The following is a 17,371-nucleotide window of genomic DNA, read 5'->3' as shown; positions in this document are numbered from 1 at the left end:
ACCTGGTGACATTCACTGGCTGACGGATAAACATTTCGCTTGGTGGGCCATTACCCTGACAACCGATTGGTGGTCAGTAGGTTTCGTAATGGTGCTGTTCCTAGCTGGCTTACAAGAAATTCCTACGGATCATTACGAAGCTGCGAAAATAGATGGCGCTGGCGCTTGGAAGCAATTCATTCATATTACGCTTCCTGGTCTGTCGAGAGTCATGCAAATACAAGTTTTCTATCAAATTATCTCGTGCTTGAAGCTGTTTGGGCAAGTACAGATCATGACGGGCGGAGGTCCGGGGGACTCCACGAATACGATGATTCGCTATATCTATGTTACGGGGTTTAAAAAGGATATGTTCGGTCTTGCTTCGGCTCAGTCCATCGTATTCTGCATTATCATGCTGCTCATCGCAGTGGCACAGTTCAAATTAACAGACAGAAAAGATTGACGGAGGTTGAACATGAAACGATTCGCGATCAACATCATCGCGGTGCTGCTGGCCCTCTTATTTATGTTTCCACTGTTTTGGATGCTGATTGTATCCCTTAAACCGGATGGCGTAAATGTCTCCACACTTCGTGATTGGGTGGATTTCTCGGATTTACAGCTGCATAATTATACGAAGGTGATCAAAGATTCTCAGATCCTGAGATGGACGTGGAACAGCGCGGTTATCGGTGTGCTGACAACTGTAATTTCACTCTTCTTCAGCTCCCTAGCAGCTTTCTCCTTCTCGAAGCTGCCGTTTAAATCCAGAGGTATGTTCTATGTCATCATCGTTTCTGGATTGTTAATTCCAACGGAAGCGATTTTGATTCCACTCTATGAAACGACGCTTCATCTGAAGCTGATTGATAACATGTGGGCGATCATCCTGCCTGGACTCACGAATCCAATCGGGATCCTGCTTCTCAAGCAGTTCATGGATGGCGTCCCGAAGGATTATATCGAAGCAGCACAGATTGATGGCAGTAAAAATTTTGAATTATGGTATCGTATCTGTCTACCGCTAACCCGATCTGCCATGTTTTCCGTCGGGATTTTCTACTTTATCCTATCGTGGAACAATTTCTTATGGCCTTACCTATCCATTACCTCGCAAGAGAACATGATATTATCGGCAGGACTACCGACATTTTTGTCGAATAATACGATGTCCTTGAATCTGATCATGGCAGCAAGTGCGATTGCAGCAATTCCGACGATTCTAGTGTTTGCTATCCTGCAACGTCAAATTGTGCAAGGGGTTGCAATGTCCGGGATTAAAGGTTAATAGGCTTATCTCTCTACTAGTCAGACCCCAGAAAGGGTTGTTCCAACGATGACCCAAACATCAGAAGTTGCGACACATCAACGCCACAAACGATTTCCATCATGGATGTATAAATGGACGAGCAGCATTCGCTATAAGTGGATGCTGCTGCTGGTCCTCTTTTCTCTAACGCCCCTGCTTGCCTTGGGGTTTATTTCGTATTCGATATCGAAATCAACGATTAACAATAAAGTGACGGAATACTCGGAACAGCTCTTGAAACAGACAGCGGAGAACATCGACACTCGACTTGGGATCTACAAAGATTTGATGATGCAGGTTGTAAATAACAATGAAATTGTTACGATGCTGCGGACATTGGATCGTACGGATCCATCTCAATATGATCTAGATAGTCTATCCCTGACAACGAAGCTATCAACCATTATTGCGATTAATCAGGACTTACAGTCGATTTCATTCCTTTCACCGGGGCACTATATCAAGGGAATTTATAGATGGAACGATCGCTCTGCCGACAAAGTATCCCCATTCCTGCAGACCTTGGAGGATGGGAGTAATTTTCGCTGGTTTTCCACGCGACAGGGAACTTATGTTGATAGTCTGAACACGCAAAAAGTTCACGTCTTTTCACTGGCCAAGCAAATTTATAAGATGTCCGATGATAGTCCAGTTGGGATCATTGCCGTACTCGATATTCGCGAGGATGTGCTGAAAGAAATTGGTGCTCGAACGACCAAGAGTAATATGGATATTGAAAGCTTTGTGATTGATGGCAGTGGTCAGATCATTTCGTATCCGGACAGTCAATTGTTGGGGAAAAGTGTGAAGGAAGTGCTAGGCGAAGAAGGCTACACGGAGATGTTTCGAGGGGCGACGGACGAATCTGTTTTTCCATTGAAATATCAAGGTGAAAGACTGATTGTGAATTATAAAAAGCTCCATACCAACGACTGGATTGTCGTCAATATGATTTCAGAGGCTTCCCTATACAAAGACTCTAATCGGTTATTGCAAATTATTTTGGTGATCGCTTTCATATGTCTGTTGTTCTCCATTCTGACGGCAATGTTGCTCGCGAACTCGATTTCTAAGCCGATCCTGAAGATGATTCGATTAATGCGGCAAGTCATGTCGGGTGACCTGACGGTTCGGTTCAAAGCGAAACGTCGTAATGACGAATTTGATATTTTGGGCGAAAATTTTAATTACATGGTTGCCCGCATTGATGGTCTCCTTGAGGCTGTTTATGAGGAACAAAATCATAAGCGCGTGGCGGAATTAAAGGCGTTACAAGCGCAAATTAACCCGCATTTCCTGTATAATACTCTGGATATCATTAAATGGACGGCACTCCTGCAGAAAGCGAATCACGCTGCCGAAATGGTCAGTCTTTTATCCCGATTGCTGCGAATAAGCTTGGGGAAAGGCGAAGAGACGGTCACGATTGAGGAAGAAATTGAACATGTCCAGTGTTATCTGGGGATTCAGAAGTTCAGATTTAACTTCAATATCGAGACATTTGTCCATCTGGACGAGGAGGTTCGTACGTTCCGCACGCCGAAGCTGATCCTACAGCCCATTGTGGAGAATGCCATCCTTCATGCTTTTACAGATAGGGAAACAGGCGAAATTCATATTCATTGCATTGTTGATCCGGAGGGCGGTATACGCTTCGAGGTACTGGATAATGGGCGTGGTATGGACGCAAGTCTTGTTCAAAGTCTGAACAGGCATGAAGCGCCTTCCGTTGATAAAGTAAGTGGGATCGGTTTAGCAAATGTAGACGAACGAATTAAACTCATTTGTGGGAAGATGTATGGTTTGGACATTCAAAGTGAACCTGGAGCGGGTACATGTATTCGTATTCGACTGCCAGAAATGAAGTAGGTGAAGATCATGTTGCGAGTTGTGATTGTGGAAGATGAGTATATCGTGAGGTTCGGCATTCGCTCAATGATTGAATGGGATAAGCTGGGCTTGACGGTGAGCGGTGAGGCAGCGAATGGGCAGGAAGCGTTGGACTTGATCCGCGAGAACCCGCCAGATATTCTAATTACAGATATCAAAATGCCCGTTATGGATGGTATCACACTAATTACGGAAGTACGTAAAAGTCATCCCCATATGAAAATAGTCATTCTTAGCAATTTGGAGGATTTCCAATATGCGAAAGAAGCCATTCACAATGGGGTATCCGAATATATGATCAAGTCAGATATGATGCCGCGAGACCTGGAGGGGACGCTGCTCCGTGTGAAGGAAGCGATCAACGAGGCCTTACCCATCAGCGAACAGAAGCTTTCGTTAAGTGACGTTGAACCTATCGTGAAAGAAAAACGGATGATGGAGCTCCTGGAAGAAATGGACCCTGCTCGCAGACAGCATTTGGTAGCAAGCTTAAGGCTATCGGAAGTCAAGCTGCCCTTATATGTGCTTCATATCGCAAAGAATGAATGGACGCAGAGTGTCGAGGAGGGCCAATCGTTGATACGCACGGCGATTGGTGAAGTCATGTCCACTTCCTCGGAGGATCTCTATGAAGCTTTTCCAGATCGACAAGGGGAAATGAATGTTCTTCTTTTTACAAGGAAGATGGCAACTACCGGCATTGCTGACATGAAGTTATTGGCACAGTCCGTGCTTCACTATCTCAAGGATCATTACGCGATGAGGTGTACGATAGGCATTAGTATGAGCACGTCCAGTTGGGCGGGGCTGCACCAAGCCTACGAGCAAGCGACAGCAGCAGCGAAATATAAAATGTTCATTGGCAGTGAGCGAGCCATTCAATACGGCGTTGATTATGTGCCTGCAAAAACGCAAATGGCAGATAATATTAAAGTTAGCACAACCCATATCCATTCGATGGTATATGCGTTTCAAACGAAAGAGTTGCAAGTCTATTTGGAAGATATTTTCGAACAGCTTACGGCACGCAAGGATTATGATCTCGTGGAAATTATTTCGTTGGAGCTGCTTATTCTGCTCACGACCTTATGGTCTGAGGTGRCAAGCGATCAGCAAAGCATTCTCCAACTAAAGAAGCAGTATTATGAGCAATTGTCCAAACTGGAGACGATCCAGATGAGTAAGGCTTGGTTTTTAAAAGCTTTTGAAGAACTCATTGCGCATATGATTGGTGTGTATAATAGTGATCGAAACGGCATTATTAAAGCAGCCCAATATATTGGGCAGTACTACCAGCAAGAGATTTCACTGCAATCCATCAGCAATCTGGTTCACTTAAGTAAGAACTATTTTGCCAACTTGTTTAAAAAGGAAATGGGTGAGAGCTTCTTAGAGTATTTAACGCGTACTCGCATTGAGAAAGCCAAAGCATTATTAACAAGTGAGCTAAAGACAGCAGATATAGGGCATTTGGTTGGGATTCCAGACCCTAAATATTTCTCGAAAGTATTTAAAAAAATTACTGGTTCATCCCCAGCGGAATATCGCAATCGCGCAAGAGAAGACAAGTCGTAATCGAAGTCTTCTCTTGCGCGATTGCAAACGCTTACCGAGGAGCTTTTAGTCGTCATGTATTTGGGGGTAAAGGGGGGATCGGATTGTTAGATAAAAAAAAGATCAAACTGAGCGTTGGAATCGCATGTAGTCTCGCATTACTACTAACGGGATGTTCAATCCTGCCCAATCATCAGAAGGAATTAACTGATAGTAAGAAAACAACGGGGGGCATAGAAACGCCTGTGGAAATTTCGTTCTGGAATCCATTCGGCGGAGGCGAAGGGGAGTTTGTAGAACGAATTGTGCATGACTTCAATGCTTCACAAAAGGGTGTTTACGTGAAGCAGCTTCGATTAGAATCGAACGAATATTATGTGAAACTGAGCACAGCTCTTTCTTCGGGGAAAGGTCCGGATGTGGCCGTAGCCCATGTAGACCGCATGTCACCATTCGTAAAGGCGAAGCAAATTATGCCGCTGGATGGCTTGGCGAGTGAGATCGGATTTGATTTCAAAGACTTGGAGATGAGCAATGTACAAAGTGTGAGCTTTCAGAGTAAGACGTATGCGATCCCTTTGGACACTCATTTTCACATGCTGTATTACAATAAAGCGATTTTGAAAAAAGCGGACTTGTTGAATGACGATGAAACGCCTAAGTTGGCTGCGTCAACGCCGGAGGCATTCATACAATTACTTCAGCAAATTCAAGCGAAAGTACCGAATGTTCAGCCATTTGCTGTGAACACGCCCTATTTCCAAGAGCCATTCCTCAATATGTATTATGAGGCTGGTGGAGAATTGCTGGATAGCAGCATGACGAAGGCAACGATCCATAATGATAAAGCGAGCCGTGTATTGAAATTTTATCAACAACTCTATAGCAGCAAGCTCTCAGACGTTAACGACAAAACGCCGTGGGATACGTTCCATAATGGCAAAGCGGCACTATGGGTTGGCGGTGTATGGGAAGCGGGCTACCATCTAAGTGAGCCTTCCCTTCCTGTTGGGATTATGCCGCTTCCTGCGCTATTCGGCAGCAACGCGCAGTGGGGAAGCTCGCATACGCTCGTTATTCCTACCTACGTAACGAAGGAAAAGCAGCTTGCAGCTATGGCGTTTATGGCCTATTTCTCTAAGGTAGGCTCCATGACATGGGGGCAAGCCGGACATGTACCAACGAACCGAGCGGTGCTTCAAAGTCATGAATTTGAACAGCTGCCCTATCGCAAATTGTTCATCGAAGCGCAGCATCATGTTAAATTCGCACCGCAAACGGATAAATATGCGACGATTTTCACAACACTCTCCGAGGATCTTCAAAGTATTGTCATGGGCGGGCTTAATCCGGATGAGGGGCTTGCACAACTCGRGAAAAAAATGAATGGCATATTGGCTAATTAGCCCRCAAAAATGTCCTCTTTCAGAGCTTTCTGAAAGGGGATTTTCGATGTGAAGCATAATTATAATTCCGAGTGATAACTATGTTAGAATGAGCACATAAACGCAAAGGAGCTGAAATMATTGAACATTATTTTCCATGGACAAAGCTGTGTCGAAATTCGATTGAAGGAACACACCTTGATTATTGACCCTTTTTTAACAGGGAATCCGCAAGCAATTGTCAAAGAGGAAGATATTAAGACGGATTACATCCTCGTTACACATGGGCATGGGGATCATGTTGGTGACACGTTATCCATTGCAGAGCGCAATGGTGCGACCGTTATTGCTCCCAATGATTTGGCCAGATATTTAGGCTCCCAAGGAGCTAAAACGCATGGGATGGGAATCGGCGGAGCTTTTGAGTTTCCTTTTGGCCGCGTGAAATTGACACAAGCCTTACACGATTCCTCGTATAATCCGCCAGGAACGAAAGAAAATATTTATACAGGTTTGGCGAGTGGATTCTTGCTTATGGTAGAAGGGAAAACCATTTATCACGCAGGAGACACGGGGTTATTTAAGGATATGAAGCTGATTGGCAAATTAAATGAGATTGATCTGGCTTTTCTGCCGATCGGAGATAACTACACAATGGGACCGGATGATGCCGTGATTGCTGCGGAATATTTGAAGGCCAAAACAGTTGTCCCGATGCACTATAACTCGTTCCCTATACTTAAACAGGATCCAGAGGCTTTTGTAGCAAGCCTAGCGAAGGAAGGTATTAGAGGGATAGTTATGGAGCCCGGGCAACAATTGGAGTTGTAATGGAGTGTTAGTCTTTGTTCGATTGACGATCCTTCCAGAATAGGACGGTGAGCATGCGCTCCACCCATTCCTTATCTTCAGCCGTTAAGACAAAGCCATCGAACATTAACTCATTTTCACGAAGAAAACGCCGTAGATTAACAGGATCGCTTTGAAAAGGTTGGTTCGCTTGTGAGGTTTCCAAATAACCAGCGATGTCCATGAGCTCTGAATATGACGTATTCAGCCCTTCGGACAATTTCATCAGTACGTCAGGTGAAGGAATGCCGCGGTTGCCATTCTCCAGCTGTGAAATATAGGCCGCAGATACACCTGAGCGATCTGCTAGCTCGCGAATCGTGAAGCCTTTCATTTTACGCATATCTCTTAATTTATCGTAAAAGTACATAACTGCTCATCCTCACTCATCGAAGTAAACATTAGTAAACGATTTAATACTAACAGTTTACTAAAGTAATTACAATCCCGAAGTTCATAGGGTATTATTGGTATACGGTGCTCACAAGTGATATTACTAAAGTAAACTTTAGTGGTTGCATTAGCGAATGAGTGCGAGGTATACTGCTAATAGGACGAAGTGAGGATGGGGGTTTGAGATACGGCGATGCATATACGAATTTTGGCCAAAACGGATGCATTCATTAAAGCGAGAGTAACCAAAGGCTACTCGCAACGCGAGCTGGCGCGACACTCAGGCGTAAGCCATGCRTACATAAGCTTACTCGAGCGGTCGATTAAATCGGTGGGCCCCTCAACAGCTAAGCGATTAAGCGATGTGCTAGAGATGGAATTAGAKGAGCTATTTCATATCAATATAGCGTAACAAGAATCAAATTTTTCTTTGCGTCTCCCCCATTTGGGGGAGGCGTTTTTGTGTGGATTTGATATACAATAGGTGATATTGGTTTTGGTAACCCATTCAGATTTCGTTAGAACTTCAAAGACGAGGTGGAAAATATGATGATTAAGCGTCTGATGTATGTGAGCATTGCTTTACTTGTTTTTTCAGTAGGATTTATCTTTTCAATAGGGACGTCTCCAGCGTCTGCCTATTGTGCATCAGCAGGTTATCTTGCTCTGATTATTCCAGAAACTATTCGTGATGAGGATGGAAGTGAAGATGGAGGTGCGATTGGAGGTGCGAATGAAGAGCCGAGCGAAGTAGCTCGGAGGTTCTTTGGATCAACGAGCGGAGTTATGGTGAACTGTTCACCAATGGACGGCGTGGTCTTCCATGCTACAGGTCTTCCCTCTTTTCAATTAAAATCGGTTGCAAGTTTGTTCTCCACCATAGGAATTGTAAGCACAGGCGGAATAGTGAATGGAACCATAGCGAACATTCCGTTTGGAACAATGTTAACCTCGTTTAAGGCAGGGATCCAGTTGAGCACCAGCCTCTTGTTGTTATCCCCCGTCATCGAAGGCAAACCGAGTATTGAGGTTAAAGATGCAGATGGAATTACTAGAAGATTCGCCTACACATCAGTCGATACAGCGAATTCAACGTTTGAGGTTTACGATGAAGATGGAACGACTGTAGCAACAACTTTGGCAACAGGCAAGAAGGTCATTGTTACTGCAGAGAATGGGATAATGAAAGCAACGTACACTGTGACAGTGAATGCAGGATTAAACACGGTTGCGACGTTGGTTTCCTCCAAAGGAACAGTAAGTACAGGTGGAACAGCGAATGAAGCCATAACAAACATACCAAATGGAACAACATTAGCCGCGTTGAAAGCAGCAATCACACCAGTAACGAATGCAACATTTGAAGTCTACGATGCAGATGGAACGACTGTAGCAACAACATTGGCAACAGGGAAGAAGGTCATTGTTACTGCGGAGGATGGGACAACAAAAGTAACGTATACCGTGACAGTGAATGCAGCACCATCCAGTAGCGGCGTCGGTGGATCAGCAGAAGTGTCTGTAAATCCAACTATTGACTTTAGTGATATTTCTGGACACTGGGCTGAAGCCAATATTACACAAGCGGTAAGCGGCGGAATCGTCGGCGGTTATCCAGACGGAACATTCAAGCCGGATAAGACTGTCACGCGTGCGGAATTTGCCGTCATGCTGATGAACACCTTGAAGTCGCAAGGAGAAGGAGCGGTGCTAACTTTTACAGATACGGCGTTAATCGGATCCTGGGCTCAGAAATCAATTGCGCAAGCGGTTCAAGCAGGGATTATTAATGGCTATGAGGACGGTACTTTCCGCCCGGATGCAACGATAACACGCGTAGAAATGGCAACGATGATCGCAAATGCACTTAAGCTGTCTATCGATACGGAAAGCACAATCGGCTTCGCAGATGACAAGAGCATTCCGTCATGGGCGAAAGGAGCAGTAGCAGCAATAAAGAAGCTTGGCCTTGTAGAAGGTAAAGGTACGAATGAATTTGATCCTAATGGTAAAACAACAAGAGCAGAGGCTGTAACGGTTCTGCTGAAAGTTCTGGTACAAAAGAGTAAGTAAAGCTTGCCAGACCAAACACATTTTAGAAGTAGGTAAGACATGAGGGGTATTCCTAGATTGGACACTTGGATAAAGTGCTTAATCTAGGAATACCTTTTTTCCTTGCCTATTTACTGGTATTTAAGAAATTGAATGATATATATGGAATTCCCCCAACTTTGCAAGTTCAATATTATTCTGTTCTTGGATAAATGGGCTTATTATTCTATTTTTTAAATCGATCAACCCGTGAAAAAAGTGTGATTTGTTGAACTGCGATTAATTAAGGCAGGGAGATGTCAATGAGATCGAAACTTTGACATGCCAATCTAGCAGCTAATTCCCCCGATACGCTGAACATTATTACTCGTTTATAATTACCTACAAGTATAGAGATATAACTACTAAGAAGAAGGAGTACGCAGATGAAATTTAAAAAAAGACTTTCTCAAAGTATAACCGTTTTATCTACTAGCTGTCTGTTATTTTCAAGCGTACCAAACATGTATGCTGCAGATCTAAACGTACAATCTGAATTACAACATCCGGCTGCACCCAATGTTTTGGAAGATTTCGAAAAACCGAAAGAATCCATTAAAGTGTATAACCCATCCAGACCTTCTTCTAGTGATGAGAAGCTTACCTCAGCTCAGCTTGACGCCTTAAAGCAGCAAAATAAAAGTAGTATTGCTGCTGCTATTGCCAAAGATCAAAATAAACAACTTGCCTCGAAAGATAAAATTTCTCAAGATGATGTAAACAAAAGGGAGCATTCACCAGACGAAATCGTTTCATTAATTGTTGAACTAGAAGGATCAACAGTCTCTGAGTTGGCTGCTCAAAGTGATGATGTAGGCATCAGTCAGCTATCTCTAAATAATGAATTAGACGATATTCAGCAAGATATTCAAACAACCAAAAACAAAATTCTTAGCGGGCTTTCTACAGGTAAAGGTAAAAGCTCTAAAAATGGTATTTATTTTAAACACGATTATGAAAATGTCCTCAAGGGCTTTAGTGCTCGCAATGTTAAATATAAAGACATTGACTATATTAAGTCGCTGCCAGGCGTTAAATCGGTCACCCTGCAAAATATGTATTACCCTGCTGTTAACCAGCAGCATGATCTTACCCAGATACAAAATTTATGGAACGGTTCAGCAGTAGGACAACCTTCGGGGTATAAAGGTGAAGGTATGGTTGTAGCCATCCTTGATACAGGAGTGGATTATAATCATGAAGCATTCCCAGCGCCAAAAGACATGAGTAAGGCAAAGTTTAAAGAAGGTACGGGAAAATATTCGAACAAAGTTGTTGCGGGATATAACTGGGCCGATCAAAACGATGATGTTATTCCTCATATGGAAGATCCTACTTTGGCTGCAAGCTCCCACGGCGTCCACGTAGCGGGGATTGCAGCGGGATCGGGACCTGTTATCCAAGGCGTTGCACCAGAGGCTCAAATCATTGCTGAGAAAGTATTTTCTGATACCCAGCCTGGCGCGCTAACAGAAGATATTATTAAGGGCATTGATCATGCTTCCGCATTGGGGGCAGATGTCATCAATATGAGTTTAGGTTCCTCCTCCTCCTTTGATACGAGGGATCCAGAAGATCCTTTTGCTATTGCGATTCGGAATGCTACGGATGCAGGGCATATCGTTGTCGTAGCGGCAGGGAATGCTTCCAATGCATACGCAGATAAAGGAGAGTTAAGCGCAAAGATCCGTCTGGGAGAAAATCCAGATTTAAATAAAATCGGAAATCCAGGCGTTTATCCTGACTCATTTACTGTGGCGGCAGCGAATAACAAGGTAGCTAAACATACCTATGAATTTTCTAGCGACAGTATTGCGGGGACGGTTTTTGGAGAAGGACTCGATAGTTGGGATGCAACAAAATCCTATACCGTCGTTACGTTGAATGAAATTTCCTTCAATGGGGAAGTTGGTTTCGGTGAACTTGCTGATTACGAATTTACCGATTGGGAAGGGAACAAGGTTAAACGAATTGATGTAACTGGTAAAGTTGTACTGATAAAGAGAGGACTCATATCATTTGCAGAAAAAGTGGCGATTGCAAGAAGCCAGGGTGCTGCCGGTGTCATTGTGTACAACTCTGAAGGTAAGCCAGCACCAGCTCTTCAAGGATTTGAATCTATTCCTTTCTCACTCATTAGTCATGCAGATGGGATGAAAATAAAAGAGGCCATCATGGCAACACAAGGTGGTGGCGGAGATATTGGCATAGGTATTGGAATTAGCAATAGATTGACTTTGTCAGATACGCCTTCAATCGAGATGAGAATCGTTTCGGAAAGCTCAGGAGCTGCTTTTACTGAATCCAATCCAGGTCAACCGACGGACTTCTCGTCATGGGGGACAACAAGTGATCTATTATTAAAGCCTGAAATCATGGCACCAGGACATGCGATAATGTCGTCCGTTAGAACATCAGATCCCGATCAAACGAATGGCTATGAAAGTGAAGATGGCACATCCATGGCTGCTCCATATGTTGCAGGAGCGGTAGCGGATGTGATGCAGGCACTGAAAGAAAAAGGATTTGAAACAGGTACAAGAACATTTGCCCAAACTGTGAAAAATATGGTGATGAACACAGCTATCCCGGCAAAGAGAGATTTCATTAATGAAGACAATCCAGCAACTCGTCCTGATTACAATACGGAGTATCAACCAAGAAGACAAGGTGCTGGTATGATTCGGCCAGATTTAGCGGTGAAAACGCCTGTTGTTGTTTCAGCTCATGATGGGACAGGAAGTGTTAGTCTTAAAGAAATCGGCAAAACTTCATCTTTCACGTTAACAGCTTCAAATCTTACGAACCAAGCTGCTACCTACCAGATATCTGGTACAGTTATGACAGATTATCTATCCGATGATGATAAAACGCATTCCGATAATATTCGTAGTCGTTATTTGAATGATGCACAACTAACATTTAGTTCCCAACAAGTAACAATTCCAGCTAATTCTTCAAGACAAGTCAATGTTACATTAGCGCTGGATGATGCTACACAGAATAATACCTTTGTGGAGGGATATATTTATCTCACTGCTACAGATACCCATTTGCCAACCCTAAATGTTCCCTATAATGGTTTCTATGGAGAATGGGATCAACCGAGCATAATAGATGCGCCTATCTGGGGAAATCAAGATAGTGTTTGGGCTGCATCTGGTTATGGAACGCAAATGGCCTTCGTTGCAGGTGCCTGGACATATCAGTATGGTTTACCGGATGACGAGACCGAAATTGCACTAGGTGATAAGTTTCATGTGTTTAATCCAAAGATGGGGGTATTCCCAGTACCTATTCTTGCTTTACTGAGAAACGCACGTACAGTAAGTGTGGACATTGTTGATGAGGAGCATAATCTTGTCACTCATTTAACAGACGTAGATTGGCAAGTAAAGTCGGATCCGTATACGGGTGGACCTCCATCCATCTTATCGGAAGCGATGATTTGGGATGGTAGGAATCAAGKGGTAGATGCTCCAGATGGGCAATATTATTTTGCTGTAACCGCAACAGCGGATATGCCCAATGCTGAGCCCCAAGAAACTATCTATATGCCTATTTACAAGGATACGCATGCACCGACATTAAATATTCTTAAGAGAGAGGATTATGATCAACTATTGAATCCTGAGGAAACAGATTCAGGCAGCTACACGATACATTGGACCGTGGATGATGATGCTAATCCGCCTCATAAAGAAAGCGGAGGGACTTATCCGGATGTGTTTCTGGCTGTGAATGGATCTGAGCCTTATACCGACTATAAGAGCATGGTAGAGCAAAACGAAGACGGTTCTTATCAATTAGAAGTTCCAGATCTGAACGATGGGCTTAATGTAATTACACTTGCACCGCTTGATAGAGCAGGCAATCAAGGGAAAGAGTATGAGGTTGTTGTTGACAACACGAGTAAGTCCGTCTGGATCGATATGAATACAGCAACATTAAATGATAACGTACCTAGTCGCTATTGGAGCGCTAATGTAAAGCCTAATGATCAATTTAGTTTGAGCTTTGAAGCGTATGGCCGAGATTTGAAAGAAGTAAAGGCAGTAATCCTTACACAATGGGATGATAAAAATTCAATTGTTGGCACTCCGATTGACAATGCGGGTACGTGGACGAGTGTTGATCATGGGAATGGCAGCAAGTATTCCATAACGGGGCATATAACAATTCCGGCTGAATTACCACCTGGAACATACTGGGTGCAATTTGTATGTTTGGGAGAAGGACAAAATTGGAATGACGCTGATGCTGCTCACATTGAAATTGACACTTATGTGGATACTATTGCACCTACAGTTGAGTTGAACTCCGATGATATGAGAGCTTATGTAGAATCGGCTAGCGCGGAAACCGCAGCATTAACGCTAAATGCTACCGTTGTAGATTCAATCGTCAATTCAAGAGGCTATTCTTTGAGCGTTACGACGGATACTTACGCTCCTGAAATCATGGGAAGCATTGCGACTAGCAGTCCGAATCCAGAAAGCTTCCGATATCCAGTTGTTCTATCAGAGGGAGACCACTCTCTTGTTATTACTGCGAAAGACTTTATGGGCAATGCCAACAGTATTACCGTTAATGTCCATGTAAATTTAGCAGCGCAAGAAATCACGATAATCAATAACGGAATAAGTTCAATCGTCCCTATTCGTGTTGTTCCCTATGCAGGTGTTAATACATCTGAGATTAACCTGAGTAATCTTAATGCAGATGGTACGTATCATGTAGATCTTTTTGATCCAATCGTTGCAGGAGCCATTAAAGTGAAATATGGAAACAATGTCGTTGATGGTGGAGAAAACCATGATCTATATCCTGTGATGTTAGTAGGGAATCAGCAAATAAAAGCTGATTTATACTATAATTTAACAGATATTCCATCGTGGCAGGTCCTAGCGGATACGTATTCATTTAATTTGCTAAGTGGTTATATTGACCCTGGCAGCATCCCACAGGGCTCAAGTACGTTTCCAATTACAATAGTCGACTACATGGGAAATAAAACAACCATTCAGGTGCCTGTTTACAAGAATTCGAGAGCACCAAGGGTTGAATTTGATAACACCATTATAGATTCGACGTGGACAGCTTCCTATTATACACACGATTCAACATTCACTGTTACAGGAACTGTTTATGGATCCGTAGATCCGTTTTTCGCAGCTTTGCAGGACTATAGAAGACCTCTTGATGAACGATACAGAAATTTGTTTGATGAAAATGCGGAATGGAAAAACGATCGTGTATTACCAGATCTATCGATTATGGAAGGTTATAAGAAAGAACCTGGGGTACACCCATTTAGCTTTACTGTAGACTTACACCCAGGCAGTAACTTCTTTGGAATTGATGGCGGCTACGTATTGAATAATAAAGCATTTACTGGCGCAAATACGTTGGTTCTAAATCTGCGAATCTACCAAATTGGCGGAGAAAATACGTCAGATCAATTCCAAGCTGATGCGGCCGCGGATCGATTGACATGGGAGATTGTCAAGGGTGAGAATTCAACGATGGACAACGTGACTACCCATTTAGCTTTGCCTTTCATTGACGAAACGAACAATGCCAAGATTAGCTGGAGCAGCACCGATAACTTAATTGCTAGTGATGGAACATTGACTAGACCTTATGCAAGTAAGGCGCTTACGCTTACAGCAACAGCTACAGTAGGTAATGCTACAGCAATTAAAACATTCGAAGTAACTGTAGCAGCTAAGAATCCGAATGACGCTGCAGCAGTTGCTGAAGATCTAACAATGTTGAATTGGAATGTAATTCGTGGAGGAAACACCGTACAAGATGATGTATACCTACCGGTATCTCTCCCGACAACTGGCGCAAATGGAACAACGATTACGTGGGCTTCCGATGACGCTAAGCATATTTCCAATCGAGGCAGAATCTTTAAACCGCTGTTTGACGAAGGTGATGCGAATGTTGAGTTGGTAGCTAAGGTGACAAGAGGCAGCAGTTATCAGTATAAAAAGTTTGACTTAACGGTTATCAGAGATACCGAGAATCGGGAGAAAACCMTGCTTCTACGCGCACAACAGTCGCTTGACATTAGACAACTGCTTGGTCAAAATACCTCCGAGCTTGATGTGACAAAAGACCTGTCATTCCCAGCAAAATACGGCAATGACGGCATTTCCGTCGAATGGCAATCCAATAATTCGGATGTAATTGCTCTCGATGGGAAAATTACAAGACCCATTACTCATAACGAGTATGTCGTTGTAGATGCTGTATTCCGATTAGATAACTATTTCATAATCAAACAATATGGATTCTATGTTCGAAGTCTGGACACTTCTGACGACCCAGCTGTTCAAGCTGCTCAAGCGTCTATTGTGTGGAACTTGATCAAGAATAATAATGTGGATCAGAATGCTGTGAAGTCTAACCTTCATTTGCCGACGAGTGGATCAAACGACACGGTAATTACTTGGACTTCGAGCAATGAGGCAGTCATTTCAAATAATGGGACTGTAACTAGATCAACTAGCCAAGATGTAACAGTTACATTAACTGCTACTACAACGAAAAACAATGCAACTCCGCTTACAAAAACATTTACAATTGTTGTAGCCAAACTTCCTTCTGAAGCTCCACYATCAGGAGGATATGTACCAGTTCCACCAGTTACACAGGATGAAGAATCAGTAACAATTACAGAGACTGATCTTACAAACGGTCAAGATGGGAAAGCAACTGTAGAAGTTCCAGCCGATACGAAAGAAGTTAAACTTCCAACGAATGCCGCGGAACTGCTTGGTCAGAACAATCTTGAAGTGAAATCGGGCAACTTGACGCTCAACATTCCATCGGAGTTGTTGAAAAAGTTAACGGATGCACTATCTGCTGATGATTTGAAAGACAGTTCAATTTCATTGAAGTTTGATGCATTAACGGATGAGAAGGCGAAAGAACTTGTAGACCAAAACACATCTTCATTAGATGTTAAACTTGCTGGTCAAGTTTATGAGTTTACATTATCCGTTATAAGTAAAGATGATAAATCAGTTGCAACCTTGTCGAAATTCGACCAGCCGATCACGATTACATTTAAAGTGGATGCTGCTGCAGACAAGAACATTGTTGCCGTGTATTATATCGCTGAAGATGGTACCCTAGCGTACATCGGTGGCAAATATAAAGATGGTGAAATTGTTGCCCAAATCAGCCATTTCAGTAAGTATGCCGTTTTGGAAGTTTCCAAAACATTCAGTGATGTACCTAGTACACATTGGGCATCTGCGGTAATCAAGGATCTCGTTGCGAAACAAATTATCAGCGGTGCAACCGATACGACGTTTAATCCAGAAGGCAATGTAACTCGCGCTGAGTTTACTAAACTTCTTGTACAAGCGTTGAAGCTTTCAGCGACTGGTGATAATTCTTTCACGGATGTAGATTCGAATGATTGGTTCGCTAATTATGTTTCGATCGCATTAAAAGCAGGCATCGTTAGTGGAAAGAGCGAAACAATCTTTGCGCCGAATGCTCAAATTACGCGTGAAGAAATGGTTACGATGATGATGCGTGCATATGCAATTTTGAAAAGTGAGCCTCAAACAGGTCATGCAGCTGTTGAATTCACAGATGCAAGCGAAGTTTCCACTTGGGCTACTGAATATGTCCAAGCTGCTGCTAAGCTTCTATTCATTCAAGGCCGCGCGGAAGGCAAGTTCGTACCTAAAGGTATGTCCACCCGTGCAGAAGCAGCGCAAGTGATTTACAACATGCTAAAATCTTAAAAGAGCAATTGAAAGAGGGAAGTTACTCATGTGAGTAGCTTCTCTTTTCCGTAATAACGTGTTTCTTGTTTCTACAGCTCCTAGTATAACCTTCCAAAGAAGTCATGTTGGAAAAATAGGTAAAAGCTTACTTTCCAGGAAGATGC

Annotated in this window: 10 protein-coding genes; 9 read left to right on the top strand and 1 reads right to left on the bottom strand. The window is 43.1% G+C overall.

Features of this window, described 5'->3' with window-relative positions; genetic code table 11:
• The 6 genes from AC1DVJ_RS08650 to AC1DVJ_RS08625 form a co-directional block, all read left to right on the top strand.
• On the top strand, positions 1-445 hold a 445-nt coding region (locus AC1DVJ_RS08650), incomplete at its 5' end, for a carbohydrate ABC transporter permease (protein WP_477589921.1).
• Positions 446-457: 12 nt separating this feature from the next.
• Positions 458-1,270, top strand: coding sequence for a carbohydrate ABC transporter permease (locus AC1DVJ_RS08645; RefSeq protein ID WP_477589920.1), 813 nt, complete (start codon positions 458-460; stop codon positions 1,268-1,270).
• Positions 1,271-1,318: 48 nt separating this feature from the next.
• Positions 1,319-3,160, top strand: a complete 1,842-nt coding sequence (locus AC1DVJ_RS08640) for a cache domain-containing sensor histidine kinase (protein ID WP_477589919.1) — start codon at positions 1,319-1,321, stop codon at positions 3,158-3,160.
• Positions 3,161-3,169: 9 nt separating this feature from the next.
• Positions 3,170-4,756 carry a response regulator transcription factor gene (locus AC1DVJ_RS08635; protein WP_477589917.1) on the top strand — a complete coding sequence of 529 codons (1,587 nt, stop codon included), beginning with the start codon at positions 3,170-3,172 and terminating at the stop codon, positions 4,754-4,756.
• Between the two features lie 83 nt (positions 4,757-4,839).
• The gene (locus AC1DVJ_RS08630) at positions 4,840-6,141 is read left to right on the top strand and encodes an ABC transporter substrate-binding protein (RefSeq protein WP_477589915.1); all 1,302 of its coding nucleotides are present in this window, start codon (positions 4,840-4,842) and stop codon (positions 6,139-6,141) included.
• Positions 6,142-6,261: 120 nt separating this feature from the next.
• Positions 6,262-6,951, top strand: coding sequence for a metal-dependent hydrolase (locus AC1DVJ_RS08625; protein ID WP_477589913.1), 690 nt, complete (start codon positions 6,262-6,264; stop codon positions 6,949-6,951).
• A gap of 7 nt (positions 6,952-6,958) precedes the next feature.
• Here AC1DVJ_RS08625 and AC1DVJ_RS08620 read toward each other — a convergent pair whose 3' ends face one another.
• The gene (locus AC1DVJ_RS08620) at positions 6,959-7,339 is read right to left on the bottom strand and encodes a helix-turn-helix domain-containing protein (protein ID WP_477589912.1); all 381 of its coding nucleotides are present in this window, start codon (positions 7,337-7,339) and stop codon (positions 6,959-6,961) included.
• 216 nt (positions 7,340-7,555) lie between these two features.
• Between AC1DVJ_RS08620 and AC1DVJ_RS08615 the strand changes: the two genes are divergently transcribed.
• From AC1DVJ_RS08615 to AC1DVJ_RS08605, 3 genes are all read left to right on the top strand, one after another.
• Complete coding sequence (locus AC1DVJ_RS08615; RefSeq protein ID WP_477589910.1) at positions 7,556-7,774, top strand: helix-turn-helix domain-containing protein; 219 nt, start codon at positions 7,556-7,558, stop codon at positions 7,772-7,774.
• Positions 7,775-7,911: 137 nt separating this feature from the next.
• Entirely contained in the window at positions 7,912-9,435 is a 1,524-nt protein-coding gene (locus AC1DVJ_RS08610) for an S-layer homology domain-containing protein (RefSeq protein ID WP_477589908.1), read from the top strand.
• 404 nt (positions 9,436-9,839) lie between these two features.
• A complete protein-coding gene (locus AC1DVJ_RS08605; protein WP_477589906.1) occupies positions 9,840-17,225 on the top strand; it encodes an immunoglobulin-like domain-containing protein in 7,386 nt (2,461 codons plus the stop codon).
• Positions 17,226-17,371: the final 146 nt, after the last annotated feature.

The organism is Paenibacillus sp. P4_A9 (assembly GCF_056402415.1).
The sequence above is the reverse complement of the archived record's forward strand: the minus strand, read 5'-3'. Positions and strand labels throughout refer to the sequence as shown.